Here is a 20,328-nt window from a genome sequence, read left to right as displayed (position 1 = left end):
ACCATCGGCCACGTTGACCACGGTAAAACCACCCTGACCGCCGCCATCACCAACGTGCTGGCCAAGCACTTCGGTGGTAAAGCTTTCGCCTTCGACCAGATCGACAAGGCACCGGAAGAGCGTGAGCGTGGTATCACCATCAACACCTCCCACGTAGAATACGACACTGCAACCCGCCACTACGCCCACGTAGATTGCCCGGGTCACGCCGACTACGTTAAAAACATGATCACCGGTGCTGCCCAGATGGACGGCGCAATCCTGGTAGTAGCAGCGACTGACGGCCCGATGCCGCAGACTCGTGAGCACATCCTGCTGGGTCGTCAGGTAGGCGTTCCGTACATCATCGTGTTCATGAACAAGTGCGACATGGTAGATGACGAAGAGCTGCTGGAACTGGTCGAGATGGAAGTTCGCGAACTGCTGTCCGAGTACGACTTCCCGGGTGATGACCTGCCGGTAGTCCGTGGTTCCGCACTGAAAGCGCTGGAAGGCGAAGCTCAGTGGGAAGAGAAGATCCTGGAACTGGCTGGCCACCTGGACACCTACATTCCGGAGCCGGAGCGTGCCATTGACCAGCCGTTCCTGATGCCTATCGAAGACGTCTTCTCCATCGCTGGCCGTGGTACCGTAGTAACCGGTCGTGTAGAGCGCGGTATCGTCAAGGTTGGTGAAGAAGTGGAAATCGTTGGTATCAAAGATACCACCAAGACCACCTGTACCGGCGTTGAAATGTTCCGCAAACTGCTGGACGAAGGTCGTGCAGGTGAGAACGTTGGCGCACTGCTGCGTGGCGTGAAGCGTGAAGACGTAGAGCGTGGTCAGGTACTGGCCAAGCCGGGCACCATCAAGCCGCACACCAAGTTTGAATCTGAAGTGTACGTGCTGTCCAAGGAAGAAGGTGGTCGTCACACTCCGTTCTTCAAGGGCTACCGTCCGCAGTTCTACTTCCGTACTACCGACGTGACCGGTACCATCGAACTGCCGGAAGGCGTAGAGATGGTAATGCCGGGCGACAACATCAAGATGGTTGTTACCCTGATTGCCCCGATCGCGATGGACGACGGCCTGCGTTTCGCCATCCGTGAAGGTGGCCGTACCGTAGGTGCTGGTGTTGTAGCCAAAGTTATCGCTTAATCTTGGCTTACATAAATAAAGCAAAGCCCCTATAATAGGGGCTTTCTTATGCAGGGGCGTAGTTCGAATTGGTAGAACAGCGGTCTCCAAAACCGATGGTTGCGGGTTCGAGTCCTGCCGCCCCTGCCATATACCTCGTCTCGTACGGGGCTTTTGTGTCTTTGGTTACGTCAGATACAGGTGGGTTGTATGAGTGTTAGTTCTGAGGGTCAGGGCGGAAGCAAGGATACCCTGCTTTGGGGCCTGGTTTTCATCATCCTGGCGGCCGCTGTAGTGGGCAATTACCTGCTGAGCGACGTTATTGCTGCCGTCCGCGCCCTGGGTGTGGTCGTTGTCATCGCTGCTGCCGGTGCAGTGGCCCTGCAAACCACCAAGGGCAAGGCAACACTGGCGTTTGCCCGTGAGTCTCGCCTGGAAGTCCGCAAGGTCGTATGGCCGACCCGTCAGGAAGCCATTCAGACAACCCTGATTGTGCTGGCGGTGACTGCCGTGATGGGGCTGCTGCTGTTCGTGTTGGACGGCGCCTTGGTCTGGTTGGTCAACCTGATTACCGGTGTGTAAGGATAAGCCATGACTGAACAACGTGAACAGCGTATGAGATGGTATGTCGTGCAGGCATTTTCCGGCTACGAAGGCCGTGTTGCCAAATCCCTGCGTGAACATATCAAGATGCATGGCATGGAAGAGCTGTTTGGTGAAGTGCTGGTCCCGACCGAAGAAGTGGTCGAGATGCGTGCTGGCCAGAAGCGCAAGAGTGAGCGCAAATTTTTCCCGGGATACGTCCTGGTCCAGATGGTGATGGATGAAACCACATGGCACCTGGTACGCAATGTACCACGTGTAATGGGTTTCATCGGCGGTACCTCCGATCGCCCTGCTCCTATCTCCGATAAGGAAGCGGATGCCATCCTCAATCGTCTGCAAGATGCCCACGACAAGCCGCGTCCGAAAACCCTGTTTGAACCGGGTGAGATGGTCCGGGTTGCCGATGGTCCGTTCGCCGACTTCAACGGTACCGTTGAAGAGGTGGACTACGAAAAGAGCCGCGTGAAGGTCTCCGTACTGATCTTCGGCCGCTCAACGCCGGTAGAACTGGATTTTGGTCAGGTCGAAAAAGGCTGATTAATCTCTGTACGTTTAACGGTTGTCAGGGGCAGCGATTATCTCTATAATTCGCTGCCCCTTTATTTGTTGGGGAGCCGTTTGCAGGAGCATGTCTCCGAGGCGTTAGAACCCATTTTTGAGGTATTTTTGTAATGGCTAAGAAAGTCACAGCTTATATCAAGCTGCAAGTTAAGGCTGGCAGTGCTAACCCCAGCCCTCCCGTTGGTCCTGCTCTGGGTCAGCACGGTGTGAACATCATGGAATTCTGTAAGGCATTCAACGCCCGTACAGAAAAGCTGGAAAAAGGTTCTCCGACTCCGGTCGTGATCACCGTTTACAGCGACCGTTCCTTCACCTTCGAAACCAAGACTCCGCCCGCTTCCTTCCTGCTGAAGAAAGCCGCTGGTATCCAGTCTGGTTCCGCCAAGCCGAACAAAGACAAGGTTGGTAAGGTGACTGTGGCTCAGCTGCAAGAAATCGCCAAGACCAAAGAGCCGGATATGACTGGTGCCGATCTGGATGCAAAAGTACGTTGCATCGCCGGTTCCGCTCGTTCCATGGGCCTGGTAGTGGAGGAGTAAGACAATGGCTAAACTGTCCAAGCGTATGCGCGTTATTCGCGAAAAAGTTGACGGTACCAAAGAGTACTCCATCAACGAAGCCATTGCCCTGCTGAAAGAACTGGCTACCGCCAAGTTCGTTGAAAGCGTTGACGTTGCCGTTAACCTGGGTATCGATGCTCGTAAATCCGACCAGAACGTACGTGGTGCAACTGTACTGCCGCACGGTACCGGTCGTGACATCCGTGTCGCCGTGTTCACCCAGGGTGCCAATGCCGAAGCCGCCAAGGCTGCCGGTGCTGAACTGGTTGGTATGGACGACCTGGCCGAGCTGGTCAAGAAAGGCGAGATGAACTTCGACGTCGTCATCGCATCCCCGGATGCCATGCGTGTTGTTGGTCAACTGGGTCAAATCCTGGGCCCGCGCGGTCTGATGCCGAACCCGAAAGTGGGTACCGTCACTCCGAACGTAGCCGAAGCCGTCAAGAACGCCAAGGCTGGTCAGGTTCGTTACCGTAACGATAAGAACGGTATCATTCATACCACTCTGGGCAAGGTCTCTTTCAACGAAGTTCAGCTGAAAGAAAACCTGGAAGCGCTGCTGGTTGCCTTGAAGAAGGCCAAGCCGTCCTCCGCCAAGGGTGTATTCATCAAGAAAGTCAGCATCTCCACCACCATGGGTGCCGGTGTTGCCGTAGACCAAGCTTCCCTGGAAGCTCAGGCCTAATTGATGGGTTTTACAAGGCGCAAAATTTAATCTATAATTTTGCGCCTTGATTGGTTGGGGGTTTCGACCTCCGTCCAAGACCGCAGGAGGCCGCAAAGCCTTAATTTTTCCTGCGTAGACGGTGCCGGAAACCCAGCGAGAAAGATTCTTTCTCTTCTGGAATCCTGCTACCGCATCGTTCCCCTCTGTTGTAAAGGTAGGGGGGATGTGTCAGTACTGGGTCAACAGACCCGGATTCAATCCAGGAGTTAAGCCAATGGCATTGGGACTCGAAGACAAAAAGGCAATTGTTGCTGAAGTCAACGAAGCTGCCAAAGGCGCTCTGTCTGCAGTTGTAGCCGATTCTCGCGGCGTCACTGTAGACAAGATGACCGTCCTGCGTAAGACCGCTCGTGAAGCTGGTGTGTACATGCGCGTTGTGCGTAACACCCTGCTGCGTCGCGCGGTAGAAGGTACCGAATACGAGTGCCTGAACGACGCATTTACCGGTCCTACCTTGATTGCTTTCTCTAACGAACACCCGGGCGCTGCCGCTCGTCTGTTCAAAGAGTTTGCCAAAGCGAACCAAAAGTTCGAAATCAAGGCTGGCGCTTTTAACGGTGAGTTTATCGCCGCAGCACAAATTGATCGTCTGGCCACGCTGCCGACTTACGAAGAAGCAATTGCGAAGTTGATGGCTACCATGAAGGAAGCCTCTGCTGGCAAGCTGGTTCGTACTATCGCTGCTGTTCGCGACCAGAAACAAGCTGCTGCTTGATTCTCGCCTATCTAGGCTGTTTGAGTTTATTCAACATCAGGAATTTTTGTCATGTCTATCACTAAAGACCAAATCATCGAAGCCGTTGCTTCCATGTCTGTAATGGAAGTTGTTGAGCTGATCGAAGCTATGGAAGAGAAGTTCGGTGTTTCTGCCGCTGCTGCCGTCATGGCCGGCCCGGCTGCTGCTGAAGCAGTAGAAGAGAAGACCGAGTTCGACGTAGTTCTGACTGCTGCTGGCGCCAACAAAGTTGCCGTCATCAAGGCCGTTCGTGGCGCTACCGGTCTGGGCCTGAAAGAAGCCAAGGACCTGGTAGAAGCTGCTCCGACCAATCTGAAAGAAGCCGTGTCCAAGGACGAAGCTGAAGCTCTGAAGAAAGAGCTGGAAGCTGCCGGTGCTTCTGTTGAGATCAAATAATCTGCATTTATGTAGATTAGCCTGATAAAACAGGCTAAGGCTGGTGAATCTTTATTCACCAGCCTTTTTGCGCTGTAGACTGAGAGTATTTCACACCGTTCACGACTCTCGGTGCACCAGCAATCCGGACCGCCTCATCGTCCGGGCCAACACAAAACGGTGTTGAGACAGAGCTGTCCCGTGGGGACAGAGTGGGTCACTTATCAGCGAGCTGAGGAACCCTATGGTTTACTCTTATACCGAAAAAAAACGCATACGTAAGGACTTCGGTAAGCGAGACCAGGTACTGGACACGCCTTATCTGTTGTCCATTCAGCTGGACTCCTTCAAGCAGTTCATCGAGGCTGACCCGGAAGGTGAGTACGGCCTAGAAGCCGCCTTCCGTAGCGTTTTCCCGATCACCAGTTACTCCGGTAGTGCTGAGCTTCAGTATGTCAGCTATCGCCTGGGTGAGCCGGTATTTGACGTAAAAGAATGCCAGATCCGTGGAGTGACCTACTCCGCGCCGCTGCGTGTCAAGCTTCGTATGGTTCTGTACGACCGTGAAGCAGCTGCCGGCACCGTCAAAGACATCAAGGAACAAGAAGTTTACATGGGCGAAATTCCGCTCATGACCGAAAACGGCACCTTTGTCATCAATGGTACCGAGCGGGTCATCGTCTCCCAGCTGCACCGCAGCCCGGGCGTCTTCTTCGACCACGATAAAGGCAAAACACATTCATCCGGTAAGGTGCTTTATAACGCTCGCGTTATCCCCTACCGTGGCTCCTGGCTGGACTTCGAGTTCGATGCGAAAGACAACCTGTTTGTCCGTATCGACCGTCGTCGTAAACTGCCAGCCTCCATTATTCTGCGCGCCCTGGACTTCAGTTCCGAAGAAATCCTGGCCACCTTCTTCGAGACCATCGGTTTCGAAGTCAAGGATGGCAAGTTGATGATGGATCTGGTGCCCGAGCGCCTGCGTGGCGAGACCGCGACCTTCGACATCATTGCCAATGGCGCCGTGGTGGTTGAAACCGGTCGTCGTGTCACTGCACGTCACATCCGTCAGCTGGAAAAAGACGGCATCACCCAGATCGAGGTGCCGGTAGAGTATGTTGTTGGCAAAGTTGCTGCCAAGAATTACGCGCACCCGCAGACTGGTGAGATGGTTGTCACTGCCAACCAGGCGCTGAGCCTGGAAGCGGTTGCCAACCTGTCCCAAGCCGGCTTCAAGCACTTCGAGGTTCTGTTCACCAACGAACTGGATCACGGTGCCTACATGTCCGAGACCCTGCGTATCGACTCCAGCTCCAGCCGCCTGGAAGCCCTGGTCGAGATCTATCGCATGATGCGTCCGGGCGAGCCGCCCACTCGTGAAGCGGCCGAGCAGCTGTTCGAGAACCTGTTCTTCTCTTCCGAGCGTTACGACCTGTCTACCGTAGGTCGGATGAAGTTCAACCGCCGTTTGGGTCGTGAAGACGAGACTGGCGTTGGCGTGCTGACCAAGGACGATATCGTCGAGGTCATGAAGCGCCTGATCGACATCCGTAACGGTAACGACGAAGTGGACGATATCGACCACCTTGGTAACCGTCGTATTCGTTCCGTCGGTGAAATGGCCGAGAACCAGTTCCGTGTCGGTCTGGTCCGTGTCGAGCGTGCGGTGAAGGAGCGCCTGTCTCTGGGCGATCTGGACACCTTGATGCCGCAGGATCTGATCAACGCCAAGCCGATCTCTGCCGCGGTCAAAGAGTTCTTTGGTTCCAGCCAGCTGTCCCAGTTCATGGACCAGAACAACCCGCTGTCCGAAGTGACCCACAAGCGCCGTATCTCCGCGCTGGGCCCGGGCGGTCTGACCCGTGAGCGTGCCGGCTTCGAAGTTCGAGACGTACACCCGACCCACTACGGTCGTTTGTGCCCCATCGAAACGCCGGAAGGTCCGAACATCGGTCTGATCAACTCGCTGTCCGTGTATTCCCGCACCAACGAGTACGGTTTCCTCGAGACCCCGTACCGCAAGGTGATCGACGGTGTGATCACCGACGAAGTGGATTACCTGTCTGCGATTGAAGAAGGCAAGTACGTGATCGCACAGGCCAACGCCGCGACCACCGAAGATGGCCGTCTGAAAGATGAATTGATCCCGTGCCGTCACAAAGGTGAATCCACCTTTATGAACGCCGACCAGATCCAGTACATGGACGTGAGTCCGCAGCAGATCGTCTCTGTGGCAGCGGCCCTGATCCCGTTCCTGGAACACGATGACGCGAACCGCGCATTGATGGGTTCAAACATGCAACGTCAGGCTGTACCGACCCTGCGCGCTGACAAGCCGCTGGTAGGTACCGGTATGGAACGCGCAGTGGCCGTTGACTCCGGTGTGACCGTAGTGGCCAAGCGTGGCGGCATGATCGACTATGTCGATGCCTCCCGTATCGTTATCAAGGTCAATGAAGATGAGCTGCTGCCTGGCGAAGCCGGCATCGACATCTACAGCCTGACCAAATACACCCGTTCCAACCAGAACACCTGTATCAACCAGCGTCCGTGCGTGATGTTGGGCGAGCCGGTGATGGCGGGCGACGTGCTGGCTGACGGCCCGTCCACCGATCTCGGTGAACTGGCGCTGGGTCAGAACCTGCGCGTCGCGTTCATGCCGTGGAACGGCTACAACTTCGAAGACTCGATCCTGGTGAACGAGCGCGTGGTACAGGAAGATCGCCTGACCACCATCCACATCCAGGAACTGGCCTGTATCTCCCGTGACACCAAGCTGGGTCCGGAAGAGATCACTGCCGACATCCCGAACGTGGGTGAAGCCGCTCTGTCAAAGCTGGACGAGTCCGGTATCGTCTACGTGGGTGCCGAAGTGAAGGGCGGCGACATCCTGGTCGGCAAGGTAACACCCAAGGGTGAAACCCAGCTGACCCCGGAAGAGAAGCTGCTGCGCGCCATCTTCGGTGAGAAGGCCTCCGATGTGAAGGACTCCTCCCTGCGTGTGCCGAACGGTGTGTACGGTACCGTAGTTGACGTGCAAGTCTTTACCCGCGATGGCGTGGAAAAAGACAAGCGCGCCAAAGAAATCGAAGAGATGCAGTTGAAGGAAGCGAAGAAGGACTTGACCGAAGAGTTCAAGATCCTGGAAGACGGCATTTTCGGCCGCTCCCGCAACCTGCTGCTGGCCGCCGGTTACAGCGAAGATCGTCTGAACAAGCTCGATCGTTCCAAGTGGTTTGAGCTGGCCATCGAAGATGAAGCCAAGCAAATCGAGCTGGAGCAGATCGCTGAACAGCACGTTGAGCTGAAGGCCGAGTTCGACAAGAAATTCGAGAACAAGCGTCGCAAGATCATCCAGGGCGATGACCTGGCGCCGGGCGTACTGAAGATCGTCAAGGTCTATCTGGCCGTCAAGCGTCGCATCCAGCCGGGTGACAAGATGGCGGGCCGTCACGGTAACAAGGGTGTTATCTCCAAGATCTGTCCGGTCGAGGATATGCCCCATGACGAGTACGGCCGTCCGGTCGACATCGTACTGAACCCGCTGGGTGTACCGTCTCGTATGAACATCGGTCAGATCCTCGAAGTGCACCTGGGCCTCGCGGCCAAGGGCATCGGCGAGAAGATCGACCGCATGATCAAAGAGCAGCGCGAGCTGCACGAGATGCGCGAGTTCCTGCAACAGGTCTATGACCTGGGCGAGAAGGACTCCCAGCAAGTGAACATTGCCGAGCTGTCTGACGACGACGTGCGTACCCTGGTGGGTAACCTGCGTAAGGGTCTGCCGGTGGCTACACCTGTCTTTGATGGAGCCAAAGAGCGCGAAATCAAAGCCTTGCTGAAGCTGGCCGATCTGCCGGAATCCGGTCAGATCTCCCTGTTCGACGGTCGTACCGGTAACGCCTTCGAGCGCAAGGTCACCGTGGGTTACATGTACATGCTGAAGCTGAACCACCTGGTAGACGACAAGATGCACGCGCGTTCTACCGGTTCCTACAGCCTGGTTACCCAGCAGCCGCTGGGTGGTAAGGCGCAGTTCGGTGGTCAGCGGTTCGGTGAGATGGAAGTGTGGGCCCTGGAGGCTTACGGTGCGGCATATACCCTGCAGGAAATGCTGACCGTCAAGTCTGACGATGTGAACGGCCGTACCAAGATGTACAAGAACATCGTGGATGGCGACCACCGTATGGAGCCGGGCATGCCCGAATCCTTCAACGTATTGCTGAAGGAAATCCGCTCTCTGGGTATCAACATCGAGCTGGACGAAGAGTAAGAGCTCGCTCTTATTGTTCGAGAATTGACGTGGGCGCCCCGCTGTTTCGGCAGCCGGGGCGCCGAGGTTAGACTCCTGACAGGGGAAACACGTGAAAGACTTACTCAAGTTTTTGAAGGCTCAGACCAAGACCGAAGAGTTTGACAGTATCAAGATCGGTCTGGCCTCTCCTGACATGATCCGCTCCTGGTCATTCGGTGAGGTCAAAAAGCCTGAGACCATCAACTACCGGACTTTCAAGCCGGAGCGTGATGGTCTGTTCTGCGCCCGTATCTTCGGACCGGTGAAGGACTACGAGTGTCTGTGCGGCAAGTACAAGCGCCTGAAACACCGTGGTGTGATCTGCGAGAAGTGCGGTGTAGAAGTGACCCAGACCAAGGTCCGTCGTGAGCGCATGGGCCACATCGAGTTGGCCAGCCCGACTGCCCACATCTGGTTCCTGAAGTCCCTGCCGTCCCGTATCGGTCTGCTGCTGGACATGACCCTGCGTGACATCGAGCGCGTGCTGTATTTCGAATCCTATGTAGTGATCGAACCCGGCATGACCAACCTCGAGCGCAGCCAGATGCTGTCCGAAGAGAACTATCTGGACGCACTGGAAGAGTGGGGCGACGAATTCGACGCCAAGATGGGTGCCGAGGCCATTCTGGCCCTGCTGCGCGCCATCGATCTGGAAGGCGAAGTCAAAGCCATGCGTGAGGAGCTGGATCAGACCAACTCCGAGACCAAGCGCAAGAAGACCACCAAGCGTCTGAAGCTGATGGAAGCCTTCCTGCAATCCGGCAACAAGCCGGAGTGGATGATCATGACAGTGCTGCCCGTGCTGCCGCCGGACCTGCGTCCGCTGGTACCGCTGGACGGCGGCCGTTTCGCGACCTCCGATCTGAACGATCTGTACCGTCGCGTGATCAACCGTAACAACCGCTTGAAGCGTCTGCTGGACCTGGCTGCGCCGGACATCATCGTGCGCAACGAAAAGCGCATGCTGCAAGAGTCCGTGGATGCCCTGCTGGACAACGGCCGTCGTGGTCGTGCCATCACCGGTTCCAACAAGCGCCCGCTGAAATCCCTGGCCGACATGATCAAGGGTAAGCAAGGTCGTTTCCGTCAGAACCTGCTGGGTAAGCGTGTCGACTACTCTGGTCGTTCCGTTATCACCGTAGGTCCGACCCTGCGTCTGCATCAGTGCGGTCTGCCGAAGAAGATGGCACTTGAGCTGTTCAAGCCCTTCATCTACGGCAAGCTGGAATCCCGCGGTCTGGCGACCACCATCAAGGCCGCCAAGAAGATGGTTGAGCGCGAAGAAGCCGTCGTCTGGGACATCCTGGACGAAGTGATCCGCGAACACCCGGTTCTGCTGAACCGTGCACCGACCCTGCACCGTCTGGGTATCCAGGCGTTTGAACCGACCCTGATCGAAGGGAAGGCCATCCAGCTGCACCCGCTCGTTTGTGCCGCCTATAACGCGGACTTCGACGGTGACCAGATGGCGGTCCACGTACCGCTGACCCTGGAAGCCCAGCTGGAAGCGCGCGCCCTGATGATGTCCACCAACAACATCCTGTCGCCTGCCTCCGGTGAGCCGATCATCGTTCCTTCCCAGGACGTGGTCTTGGGTCTGTACTACATGACCCGTGCCCGTATCAACGCCAAGGGCGAAGGTATGGTGCTGTCCGGCCCGAAAGAGGCCGAGAAGGTCTACCGTGCCGGTCTGGCCGACCTGCATGCTCGCGTCAAGTGCCGCATCACCGAGTACGTGAAGAACGAAGCCGGTGAGCTGGTTGCCAAGACCGAGATGAAGAACACCACCGTTGGTCGTGCGATCCTGAGCCTGATCCTGCCCAAAGGCATGGAATACGCTCTGATCGACGAGCCCAAGGTACTGACTGCTGCAGAGCAGGCTGACCTGGACGCCAACCCGCAGAACTGGATCAAGTGCGTCTCCAACAAGGCGCTGGGCAAAAAGCTCATCTCCCGTCTGCTGAACACCTGCTATCGCAAGCAGGGCCTGAAGGATACCGTCATCTTCGCTGACCAGCTGATGTATACCGGTTTCCACTACGCGGCCCTGTCCGGTGCCTCTGTTGGTATCGATGACATGGTCATCCCGGATGCCAAGAAAGACATCATCGCTGCTGCAGAAGCCGAAGTCGCCGAGATTCAGGACCAGTTCCTGTCCGGTCTGGTGACCGCGGGCGAACGCTACAACAAGGTTATCGATATCTGGGCCAGCGCGAACGATCGCGTCTCCAAGGCCATGATGGACAACCTTTCCAAGGAGCGTAACGTCAACTCCCTGGGCGATGAGGAAGAGCAAGCCTCCTTCAACAGCATCTTCATGATGGCCGACTCTGGTGCGCGGGGCTCCGCCGCCCAGATCCGTCAGCTGGCCGGTATGCGTGGCCTGATGGCGAAGCCGGATGGCTCCATCATCGAAACGCCGATCGTGGCGAACTTCCGTGAAGGTCTGAACGTACTGCAGTACTTCATCTCCACTCACGGTGCTCGTAAAGGTCTGGCGGATACCGCACTGAAGACAGCGAACTCCGGTTACCTGACCCGTCGTCTGGTTGACGTGGCCCAGGACATGGTGATCACCGAGGACGATTGCGGCACTACCGACGGTCTGTGGATGACTCCGCTGATCGAGGGTGGCGACGTGGTCGAGCCGCTGCGTGAGCGCGTGCTGGGTCGTGTGGTGGCCGAAGACGTGATCAAGCCGGGTACCGAGGATGAAGTGCTGGTAGCACGCAACACCCTGCTCGACGAGCAGCTGTGTGACCTGCTGGAGCGCAACTCCGTCGACCGCGTGAAGGTACGTTCTGCCATCACCTGTGAGACCGACTTCGGTAACTGTGCTCACTGCTACGGCCGTGATCTGGCCCGTGGTCACCTGGTTAACAAGGGTGAGGCTGTCGGTGTTATCGCCGCTCAGTCCATCGGTGAACCGGGTACCCAGCTGACGATGCGTACCTTCCACATCGGTGGTGCCGCATCCCGAGCGGCTGCCGAGAGCAGCATCCAGGTGAAGAACACCGGTAGCATCAAGTTGCAGAACGCCAAGTTCGTTCTGAACAACTCTGACAAGCTGGTTATCACCTCCCGTTCTACCGAGCTGACCATCATGGACGAGATGGGCCGTACCAAGGAAAGCCACAAGCTGCCTTACGGTTCCGTGCTGGAAGTGAAGGATGGCGAAGCGGTGAACGCCGGTGATACCGTCGCGAACTGGGACCCGCACACCCACCCGATCATCACCGAAGTAGCGGGTCGCCTGCACTTCGAACACATGATCGACGGTGTGACCATCACTCGTCAGACCGACGAGCTGACCGGTCTCTCTTCCATCGTCGTGCTGGATGTCAACGAGCGTCCGAGCGCCGGTAAAGAGATGCGTCCGACCGTGAAACTGGTCGATCTGAACGGCAAGGATGTGATGATCCCGGGCACCGACGTTCCCGCCCAGTACTTCCTGCCGGGCAAGGCGATCGTGAACCTGGAAGATGGTGCCAACGTGGGCGTGGGTGACGCGGTTGCGCGTATCCCCCAAGAGTCCAGCGGTACCAAGGACATCACCGGTGGTCTGCCGCGCGTTGCGGATCTGTTCGAGGCTCGTCAGCCGAAAGAGCCGGCCATCTTGGCCGAGATCTCCGGTACCATCTCCTTCGGGAAAGAGACCAAGGGCAAACGTCGTCTGGTCATCACCCCGACCGATGGTGGCGAGATCTACGAAGAGATGATTCCGAAATGGCGTCACCTCAACGTGTTCGAAGGTGAAAAAGTTGAGAAGGGTGAAGTGCTGGCGGACGGTCCCGAGTCTGCTCATGACATCCTGCGTCTGCGCGGTATCAGCCCGGTCGCCAACTACATCGCCAACGAAGTGCAGGACGTTTACCGTCTGCAAGGCGTTAAGATCAACGACAAGCACATCGAAGTCATCGTGCGTCAGATGCTTCGCAAGTGCGAGATCCTGAGCGCTGGCGACACCGACCTGATCGAAGGTGAACAGGTTGAAGTGGCCCGTGTGAAGATCGCCAACCGTAAACTGGTTGCCGAAGGGAAGACCCCGGCTACCTACCGTCATATCCTGATGGGTATTACCAAGGCATCTCTGAGCACCGAGTCCTTCATCTCCGCGGCTTCCTTCCAGGAGACCACCCGCGTGCTGACCGAAGCAGCCGTTGGTGGCAAGCGTGATGAACTGCGCGGCCTGAAAGAGAACGTGATCGTGGGTCGTCTGATCCCGGCTGGTACCGGCTTTGCCTACCACCACAGCCGCATCAACCAGCGTGCCGCCGCAGCTCGTGCTGTCGGTGTGCCGCAGGTGACTGCCGATGAAGCTCAGCAAAACCTGGCGGATCTGCTCAACGCAGCCGGCAGTTTTGACGAAGAGTAATCTTCCGCAGCAGTGATCGAAAAGGGCCCCTTCTAGGGGCCCTTTTTTTATTTCCCATCCGGCGCCTAGCGTGCACTGGGCTGGGGCAGGGGGATGATCCAGTGCAAGGTTATAGAGCAAAAAATCAAAAAAAGTTGACATTGCCCCGTCGCAACTGAAAACTCGGGAAAGTTGAATGGGTATTACAGGGGTAGAACATGGCTGTCGGTATCGAGGAAGTACTGCTTCCCGAAGAGCAACTGAGCGGTCGCGCTTTTACAGACGAAGACAGGGAGCTGTTGCGTTCATATGGGGGCCTTATCGAAGGCCTGGCCGATCTGTTCGGCAAGCACTGCGAGGTGGTGCTCCACTCCCTGGAAAATCTGCATGAGTCCGTGATCCAAATCGCGAATGGTTTCAATACGGGTCGAACTCTGGGGGCGCCGATCACCGATCTCGCCCTGCGGATGCTCAAGGACATCGAGAGCACGGGTCAGGATCACACCCAGAGTTATTTTGCCCGCAGTCGGACCGGTGCCTTGATGAAGTCGAGCACCATCGCCATCCGTAACCGCGACAAGCAGGTGATCGGCCTTATCTGCATCAACCTGCACATCAATGCGCCTTTCCACGAGTTCGTGGCCGAATTCTTCCCGACGCCACAGCAGGTGGAGCGGCAATCACCGGAGACCTTCGCCAACAGCGTCGAAGAGCTGGTTGCTCAGACGGTGGACAACACCATCGACGAGATCAATCGTGATCCCTCCGTGGCCAACAATGCCAAGAACCGTTTTATCGTGACCCAGTTGTTCGAGAAGGGCATATTTGATATCAAGGACTCGATCAACCTGGTCGCCGACAAGCTGAATATTTCCAAACATACCGTGTATCTCTACATCCGACAGCGCAAGCAGGGTGAAGAAGAGAGCGAGTAAGCGCCATAGATAGGGGATAGATAACAATGGCTAAAGAAGTGATTGCAACCGACAAGGCGCCTGCCGCAATTGGCCCTTATGTCCAGGCTACCAAGCTGGGTGAGCTGGTCTTTACCTCCGGGCAGATCCCGCTCGATCCGGCCACCATGGACATCGTTGCCGGTGGCATCGAGGCTCAGGCAGAGCAGGTGATGAAGAATCTGGTTGCCGTCTTGAAAGCCGCAGGGGCCGATACCAGCAAGGTGCTGAAGACCACCTGCTTCCTGAGTGACATGAACAACTTCGTGGCCTTCAACCAGGTGTATGCCCGCTACTTTGGCGAGTCCGCCCCGGCACGTTCCTGTGTGGAAGTTGCTCGTCTGCCCAAGGATGTGCTGGTCGAAGTCGAAGCCATCGCTTACGTCTGAGCCTGTGTCATTGGAAAAGCCCCTCCCTGGAGGGGCTTTTGCGTCTATGAGGTAGAATGGATGCACCGCTGTGCAGGAGTGCGATCATGAGTCTGAATTTTGCTCTGCTGGTCACCGGGCCCGCCTATGGCACCCAGACGGCCAGCACGGCCTATCGTTTTGCCCTGAGTCTGGTCGAGCAGGGACACTGCTTGTCCCACCTCTTCTTCTATCAGGAGGGGGTGTGCAATGCCAATGGCCTCCATGCGCCAGCCAGCGATGAGACCGACCTGGTGGCGTTGTGGCGCGAGTTGGCCACTCAGCAGGGTATCCACATCGATGTGTGTGTGGCAGCGGCCATGCGCCGTGGCGTGCTGGATGAGCAGGAGGCCAAGGGAATGGGGCGGGAGCATTTCAATCTGGAAGCGCCATTCTGCCTGAGCGGGCTAGGTCAGTTGGCGGAAGCCGCACTGACCGCTGATCGCTTCGTTCAGTTCTAGAGGGGGACAAGATGACCAGAATAGCGTTTATCTCACGGCGTGGTCCCCATGGCTCGGCGAGCGGTCGGGAGGGGCTGGATGCCCTGCTGGCCACCTCTGCATTGACGGAGTCCCTGGCCCTCTTTCTGGTGGGGGATGGCGTGATGCAACTGGTGAGGGAGCAATCACCACACGTCATATTGCAGCGTCACTACGCCCCGACCTTCAAGATGCTGGAACTGTATGACATCGAGGAGATCTATGTCTGTGCGGTGTCACTGGCTGAGCGAGGACTGACGGCGGCGGATCTGCTAATCCCAGTGATTCCGCTCTCTCCTGCGGAAATTCGCCGTAGCTGGGCGGGTTTCACCACCCACATCTGCTTCTGAGGTGTCCGTGATACAGCTGATATTGAACTCTCCCTTCATGAGCCAGGATCTCGAGTTGGCGTTGCGCTACCGCATGGAAGGGGATCTGGTGGTGTTGATGCAGGATGCCGTGATGGCGGCGGCTGCCCCCGGGTGGTGCGAGCGCTTGGCAGACGTCCCCCTGTACGTCATGAAGGAAGACCTGCAAGCGAGAGGCTTGTCATCCGGGATCGGGATGGAACTCGATATGCCGGGTTTGATCAGGTTGATCGCCGAGCACGGATCACCGCAGACCTGGGGCGGTTAGACTTGGTTTTCCTTTTTATCTCAGTTGCTTAGCATAATGTCATTCGACTGTCATTTGCCATTTCGGTGTGCAAATTGTATAAATCTTGACTCCCCAGACAACAGGGCATAAAATTTCGCGTCCCCGTATCTGCGGGGAGGATTTTTCACACGTTTATGAAGTCATTATCAGGAGCCTTTTGATGGCAACTATTAACCAGTTGGTTCGCAAGCCACGCATCAAGCTCGTTGTGAAAAGCAACGTGCCGGCGCTGGAAGCGTGCCCTCAGAAGCGTGGCGTATGCACCCGTGTATACACCACCACCCCGAAGAAGCCTAACTCTGCACTGCGTAAAGTATGCCGTGTACGTCTGACCAACGGCTTCGAAGTCACCTCCTACATCGGTGGTGAAGGTCACAACCTGCAAGAGCACTCTGTTGTTCTGATCCGTGGCGGTCGTGTAAAAGACTTGCCAGGTGTTCGTTATCACACCGTTCGTGGTGCGTTGGACTGTGCCGGTGTTAAAGACCGTAAGCAGGCTCGCTCCAAGTACGGCGTGAAGCGTCCGAAAGCTTAATGGTTCTCCGTTAAGTAAGGCCAAACGTTAATTCGTTTCTAGTTAGATAACTTTCTAGTTTTGGGTAACCCCTGAAGTTACGGAGAATTTGAAATGCCAAGACGTCGTGTTGTTGGTCAGCGTAAAATCCTGCCGGATCCCAAGTTCGGATCAGAGCTGCTGGCTAAATTTGTCAACGTAGTAATGGTTGACGGTAAGAAATCTGTTGCAGAAGCCATCGTATATGGCGCCCTGGACATCATTGCCACCAAATCTGGCAAAGAGCACCTGGCCCTGTTCGAAGTCGCTCTGGACAACATTCGTCCGGCGGTCGAGGTTAAATCTCGTCGCGTCGGTGGTGCAACCTATCAGGTGCCGGTAGAAGTTCGTCCGGTACGTCGCAATGCTCTGGCAATGCGCTGGTTGGTTGATGCCGCTCGTAAACGTGGTGAAAAATCAATGGCTCAGCGTTTGGCTGGCGAGCTGCTGGATGCCGCTGACAATAAGGGTTCGTCTGTCAAGAAACGTGAAGACGTTCACCGTATGGCTGAAGCGAACAAGGCCTTCGCTCACTTCCGCTGGTAATCCGCTTGCGCAGGGTCTTCTGACTCTGCGCACCTTTAATTATCTGGGGACAAGCGCCCTAGTAAGAGGATGACAATGGCTCGTACAACCCCCATTGAGCGTTATCGTAATATCGGTATCTCCGCTCACATCGACGCCGGTAAGACTACTACTACCGAGCGCGTTCTGTTTTACACCGGTGTAAGTCACAAGATCGGTGAAGTTCACGATGGCGCCGCCACCATGGACTGGATGGAACAGGAACAAGAGCGTGGTATCACCATCACCTCCGCCGCGACCACCGCTTTCTGGTCCGGTATGGGTAAACAGTTCCAACCGCACCGTATCAACATCATCGATACCCCGGGCCACGTTGACTTTACTATCGAAGTAGAGCGTTCCATGCGTGTTCTGGATGGCGCCGTGATGGTGTACTGTGCCGTAGGTGGCGTACAGCCCCAGTCTGAAACCGTATGGCGTCAGGCTAACAAGTACAAGGTTCCCCGTATCGCGTTCGTCAACAAGATGGACCGTACCGGTGCCAACTTCCTGCGCTGCGTTGAGCACATCAAGACCCGTCTGAAAGGTAACCCGGTTCCTCTGCAACTGAACATCGGTTCCGAAGAGAACTTCAAGGGCGTTATCGACCTGGTCAAGATGAAAGCCATCAACTGGAGCGAAGCTGACCAGGGCGTATCCTTCGACTACGAAGACGTCCCGGCTGAGCTGCTGGAACAGGCGCAAGAAATGCGCATGAACCTGGTTGAAGCCGCTGCTGAAGCGTCTGAAGACCTGATGGAAAAATACCTGGGTGGTGAAGAACTGACTGAAGAAGAGATCAAGAAAGCTCTGCGTCAGCGTGTTCTGAACAACGAAATCATCCTGGTTACCTGTGGCTCCGCGTTCAAGAACAAGGGCGTACAGGCCATGCTGGATGCCGTGGTCGAGTACCTGCCGGCTCCGACCGACGTTGCTGCTATCGACGGTCTGAAGCTGGATGGCGAGACCAAGGACGAGCGTCACGCTTCCGATGACGAGCCGTTCTCTGCTCTGGCATTCAAGATTGCTACCGACCCGTTCGTGGGCAACCTGACCTTCTTCCGTGTTTACTCCGGTGTGGTCAACTCCGGTGACTCCGTGCTGAACTCCGTTAAAGAGAAGCGCGAGCGTTTCGGCCGTATCGTTCAGATGCACGCCAACAAGCGTGAAGAGATCAAAGAAGTTCGCGCAGGCGACATCGCTGCTGCCATCGGCCTGAAGGACGTCACCACCGGTGACACCCTGTGTGACGAAAGCGCACCGATCATCCTGGAGCGTATGGAATTCCCGGAACCGGTAATCTCCATCGCCGTTGAGCCGAAATCCAAGGCTGACCAAGAGAAGATGGGCCTGGCTCTGGGCCGTCTGGCTCAGGAAGATCCGTCCTTCCGCGTATGGACCGACGAAGAATCTGGCCAAACCATCATCGCCGGTATGGGTGAGCTGCACCTGGACATCATCGTTGACCGTATGCGTCGCGAGTTCAAGGTAGAAGCCAACGTAGGTAAGCCGCAGGTTGCCTACCGTGAAACCATCCGCAACACCGTCAAGGACATCGAAGGCAAGCATGCCAAGCAGTCCGGTGGTCGTGGTCAGTACGGTCACGTCGTTATCGACATGTACCCGCTGGAAGAAGGCAAAGCCTACGAATTCGTCAACGACATCAAGGGTGGCGTGATTCCGGGCGAATTCATCCCGGGTGTTGACAAGGGTATCCGCGAGCAGCTGAAGTCCGGCCCGCTGGCAGGCTATCCGGTAATGGATCTGGGTGTGCGTCTGCACTTCGGTTCCTACCACGATGTTGACTCTTCCGAACTGGCGTTCAAGATCGCTGCTTCTCTGGCGTTCAAGGCTGGCTTCATGAAGGCCAACCCGGTACTGCTCGAACCGATCATGAAGGTCGAAGTCGAGACTCCGGAAGACTACATGGGCGACGTGATCGGTGACCTGAACCGTCGTCGCGGCCTGATCGAAGGCATGGAAGATGGCCCGTCCGGCAAGATCGTACGTGCGCTGGTGCCGCTGGCCGAAATGTTCGGTTACGCCACCTCCCTGCGTTCTGCTACCCAGGGTCGTGCTTCCTACGCCATGGAATTCGCCAAGTATCACGATGCCCCGACCAACGTCGCCCAGGCCGTGATCGAAGAGCGCAAATCCAAGTAATTTAAGATTCCCCGCCTACGACGGTAGGCGGGTTTAACCTAGAAGGACTACGTCGTGTCTAAAGAAAAATTTGAGCGTAATAAACCGCACGTAAACGTCGGCACCATCGGCCACGTTGACCACGGTAAAACCACCCTGACCGCCGCCATCACCAACGTGCTGGCCAAGCACTTCGGTGGTAAAGCTTTCGCCTTCGACCAGATCGACAAGGCACCGGAAGAGCGTGAGCGTGGTATCACCATCAACACCTCCCACGTAGAATACGACACTGCAACCCGCCACTACGCCCACGTAGATTGCCCGGGTCACGCCGACTACGTTAAAAACATGATCACCGGTGCTGCCCAGATGGACGGCGCAATCCTGGTAGTAGCAGCGACTGACGGCCCGATGCCGCAGACTCGTGAGCACATCCTGCTGGGTCGTCAGGTAGGCGTTCCGTACATCATCGTGTTCATGAACAAGTGCGACATGGTAGATGACGAAGAGCTGCTGGAACTGGTCGAGATGGAAGTTCGCGAACTGCTGTCCGAGTACGACTTCCCGGGTGATGACCTGCCGGTAGTCCGTGGTTCCGCACTGAAAGCGCTGGAAGGCGAAGCTCAGTGGGAAGAGAAGATCCTGGAACTGGCTGGCCACCTGGACACCTACATTCCGGAGCCGGAGCGTGCCATTGACCAGCCGTTCCTGATGCCTATCGAAGACGTCTTCTCCATCGCTGGCCGTGGTACCGTAGTAACCGGTCGTGTAGAGCGCGGTATCGTCAAGGTTGGTGAAGAAGTGGAAATCGTTGGTATCAAAGATACCACCAAGACCACCTGTACCGGCGTTGAAATGTTCCGCAAACTGCTGGACGAAGGTCGTGCAGGTGAGAACGTTGGCGCACTGCTGCGTGGCGTGAAGCGTGAAGACGTAGAGCGTGGTCAGGTACTGGCCAAGCCGGGCACCATCAAGCCGCACACCAAGTTTGAATCTGAAGTGTACGTGCTGTCCAAGGAAGAAGGTGGTCGTCACACTCCGTTCTTCAAGGGCTACCGTCCGCAGTTCTACTTCCGTACTACCGACGTGACCGGTACCATCGAACTGCCGGAAGGCGTAGAGATGGTAATGCCGGGCGACAACATCAAGATGGTTGTTACCCTGATTGCCCCGATCGCGATGGACGACGGCCTGCGTTTCGCCATCCGTGAAGGTGGCCGTACCGTAGGTGCTGGTGTTGTAGC

The 20,328-nt window shown here is 56.5% G+C and carries 18 protein-coding genes and 1 tRNA gene; all 19 read left to right on the top strand.

Translation table 11 applies throughout. The features are described from left to right. Window positions 1-1,137, top strand: a 1,137-nt coding sequence (gene tuf / locus AB5Y93_RS06730) for an elongation factor Tu (protein WP_017788708.1), incomplete at its 5' end; no start/stop codon positions are given. Between the two features lie 52 nt (window positions 1,138-1,189). Beyond that, window positions 1,190-1,266: transfer RNA gene (locus tag AB5Y93_RS06725), tRNA-Trp, on the top strand. A 60-nt stretch (window positions 1,267-1,326) separates the two neighbouring features. Beyond that, window positions 1,327-1,698: a preprotein translocase subunit SecE gene (gene secE / locus AB5Y93_RS06720; protein ID WP_010675960.1), complete on the top strand. Its 372-nt coding sequence runs from the start codon at window positions 1,327-1,329 to the stop codon at window positions 1,696-1,698. Between the two features lie 9 nt (window positions 1,699-1,707). Further along, window positions 1,708-2,259, top strand: coding sequence for a transcription termination/antitermination protein NusG (gene nusG / locus AB5Y93_RS06715; protein WP_010675959.1), 552 nt, complete (start codon window positions 1,708-1,710; stop codon window positions 2,257-2,259). Between the two features lie 134 nt (window positions 2,260-2,393). After that, window positions 2,394-2,822 carry a 50S ribosomal protein L11 gene (gene rplK, locus AB5Y93_RS06710; RefSeq protein WP_005306313.1) on the top strand — a complete coding sequence of 143 codons (429 nt, stop codon included), beginning with the start codon at window positions 2,394-2,396 and terminating at the stop codon, window positions 2,820-2,822. 4 nt (window positions 2,823-2,826) lie between these two features. Beyond that, the gene (gene rplA, locus AB5Y93_RS06705) at window positions 2,827-3,528 is read left to right on the top strand and encodes a 50S ribosomal protein L1 (protein WP_010675958.1); all 702 of its coding nucleotides are present in this window, start codon (window positions 2,827-2,829) and stop codon (window positions 3,526-3,528) included. 256 nt (window positions 3,529-3,784) lie between these two features. Next, complete coding sequence (rplJ, locus tag AB5Y93_RS06700; protein WP_005339895.1) at window positions 3,785-4,285, top strand: 50S ribosomal protein L10; 501 nt, start codon at window positions 3,785-3,787, stop codon at window positions 4,283-4,285. A 51-nt stretch (window positions 4,286-4,336) separates the two neighbouring features. After that, entirely contained in the window at window positions 4,337-4,702 is a 366-nt protein-coding gene (gene rplL, locus AB5Y93_RS06695; RefSeq protein ID WP_010675957.1) for a 50S ribosomal protein L7/L12, read from the top strand. A 223-nt stretch (window positions 4,703-4,925) separates the two neighbouring features. Next, a complete protein-coding gene (gene rpoB / locus AB5Y93_RS06690; protein ID WP_010675956.1) occupies window positions 4,926-8,954 on the top strand; it encodes a DNA-directed RNA polymerase subunit beta in 4,029 nt (1,342 codons plus the stop codon). 91 nt (window positions 8,955-9,045) lie between these two features. Continuing rightward, entirely contained in the window at window positions 9,046-13,350 is a 4,305-nt protein-coding gene (rpoC, locus tag AB5Y93_RS06685; protein ID WP_010675955.1) for a DNA-directed RNA polymerase subunit beta', read from the top strand. 197 nt (window positions 13,351-13,547) lie between these two features. After that, window positions 13,548-14,264 (top strand): transcriptional regulator, encoded by a 717-nt coding sequence (locus tag AB5Y93_RS06680; RefSeq protein ID WP_010675954.1) that lies wholly within the window; start codon window positions 13,548-13,550, stop codon window positions 14,262-14,264. A 26-nt stretch (window positions 14,265-14,290) separates the two neighbouring features. After that, window positions 14,291-14,671 (top strand): RidA family protein, encoded by a 381-nt coding sequence (locus AB5Y93_RS06675; RefSeq protein WP_010675953.1) that lies wholly within the window; start codon window positions 14,291-14,293, stop codon window positions 14,669-14,671. An 86-nt stretch (window positions 14,672-14,757) separates the two neighbouring features. Continuing rightward, complete coding sequence (tusD, locus tag AB5Y93_RS06670; RefSeq protein WP_319882521.1) at window positions 14,758-15,150, top strand: sulfurtransferase complex subunit TusD; 393 nt, start codon at window positions 14,758-14,760, stop codon at window positions 15,148-15,150. 11 nt (window positions 15,151-15,161) lie between these two features. Beyond that, window positions 15,162-15,518, top strand: coding sequence for a sulfurtransferase complex subunit TusC (gene tusC, locus AB5Y93_RS06665; RefSeq protein WP_368229041.1), 357 nt, complete (start codon window positions 15,162-15,164; stop codon window positions 15,516-15,518). 7 nt (window positions 15,519-15,525) lie between these two features. Beyond that, window positions 15,526-15,804, top strand: a complete 279-nt coding sequence (gene tusB, locus AB5Y93_RS06660) for a sulfurtransferase complex subunit TusB (protein WP_043153905.1) — start codon at window positions 15,526-15,528, stop codon at window positions 15,802-15,804. 181 nt (window positions 15,805-15,985) lie between these two features. Then, window positions 15,986-16,360 (top strand): 30S ribosomal protein S12, encoded by a 375-nt coding sequence (gene rpsL, locus AB5Y93_RS06655; RefSeq protein WP_005306278.1) that lies wholly within the window; start codon window positions 15,986-15,988, stop codon window positions 16,358-16,360. A 93-nt stretch (window positions 16,361-16,453) separates the two neighbouring features. Then, on the top strand, window positions 16,454-16,924 hold the full coding sequence (rpsG, locus tag AB5Y93_RS06650; RefSeq protein WP_010675949.1) for a 30S ribosomal protein S7: 471 nt from the start codon (window positions 16,454-16,456) through the stop codon (window positions 16,922-16,924). A 75-nt stretch (window positions 16,925-16,999) separates the two neighbouring features. After that, window positions 17,000-19,105, top strand: a complete 2,106-nt coding sequence (fusA, locus tag AB5Y93_RS06645) for an elongation factor G (RefSeq protein WP_010675948.1) — start codon at window positions 17,000-17,002, stop codon at window positions 19,103-19,105. Between the two features lie 54 nt (window positions 19,106-19,159). Then, a partial coding sequence (tuf, locus tag AB5Y93_RS06640; RefSeq protein ID WP_202041923.1) for an elongation factor Tu occupies window positions 19,160-20,328 on the top strand: 1,169 nt, incomplete at its 3' end.

Source organism: Aeromonas sp. R10-1 (assembly GCF_040908465.1).
Lineage (GTDB): Bacteria > Pseudomonadota > Gammaproteobacteria > Enterobacterales > Aeromonadaceae > Aeromonas > Aeromonas caviae.
This window is presented reverse-complemented; position numbering and strand designations above follow the sequence as displayed.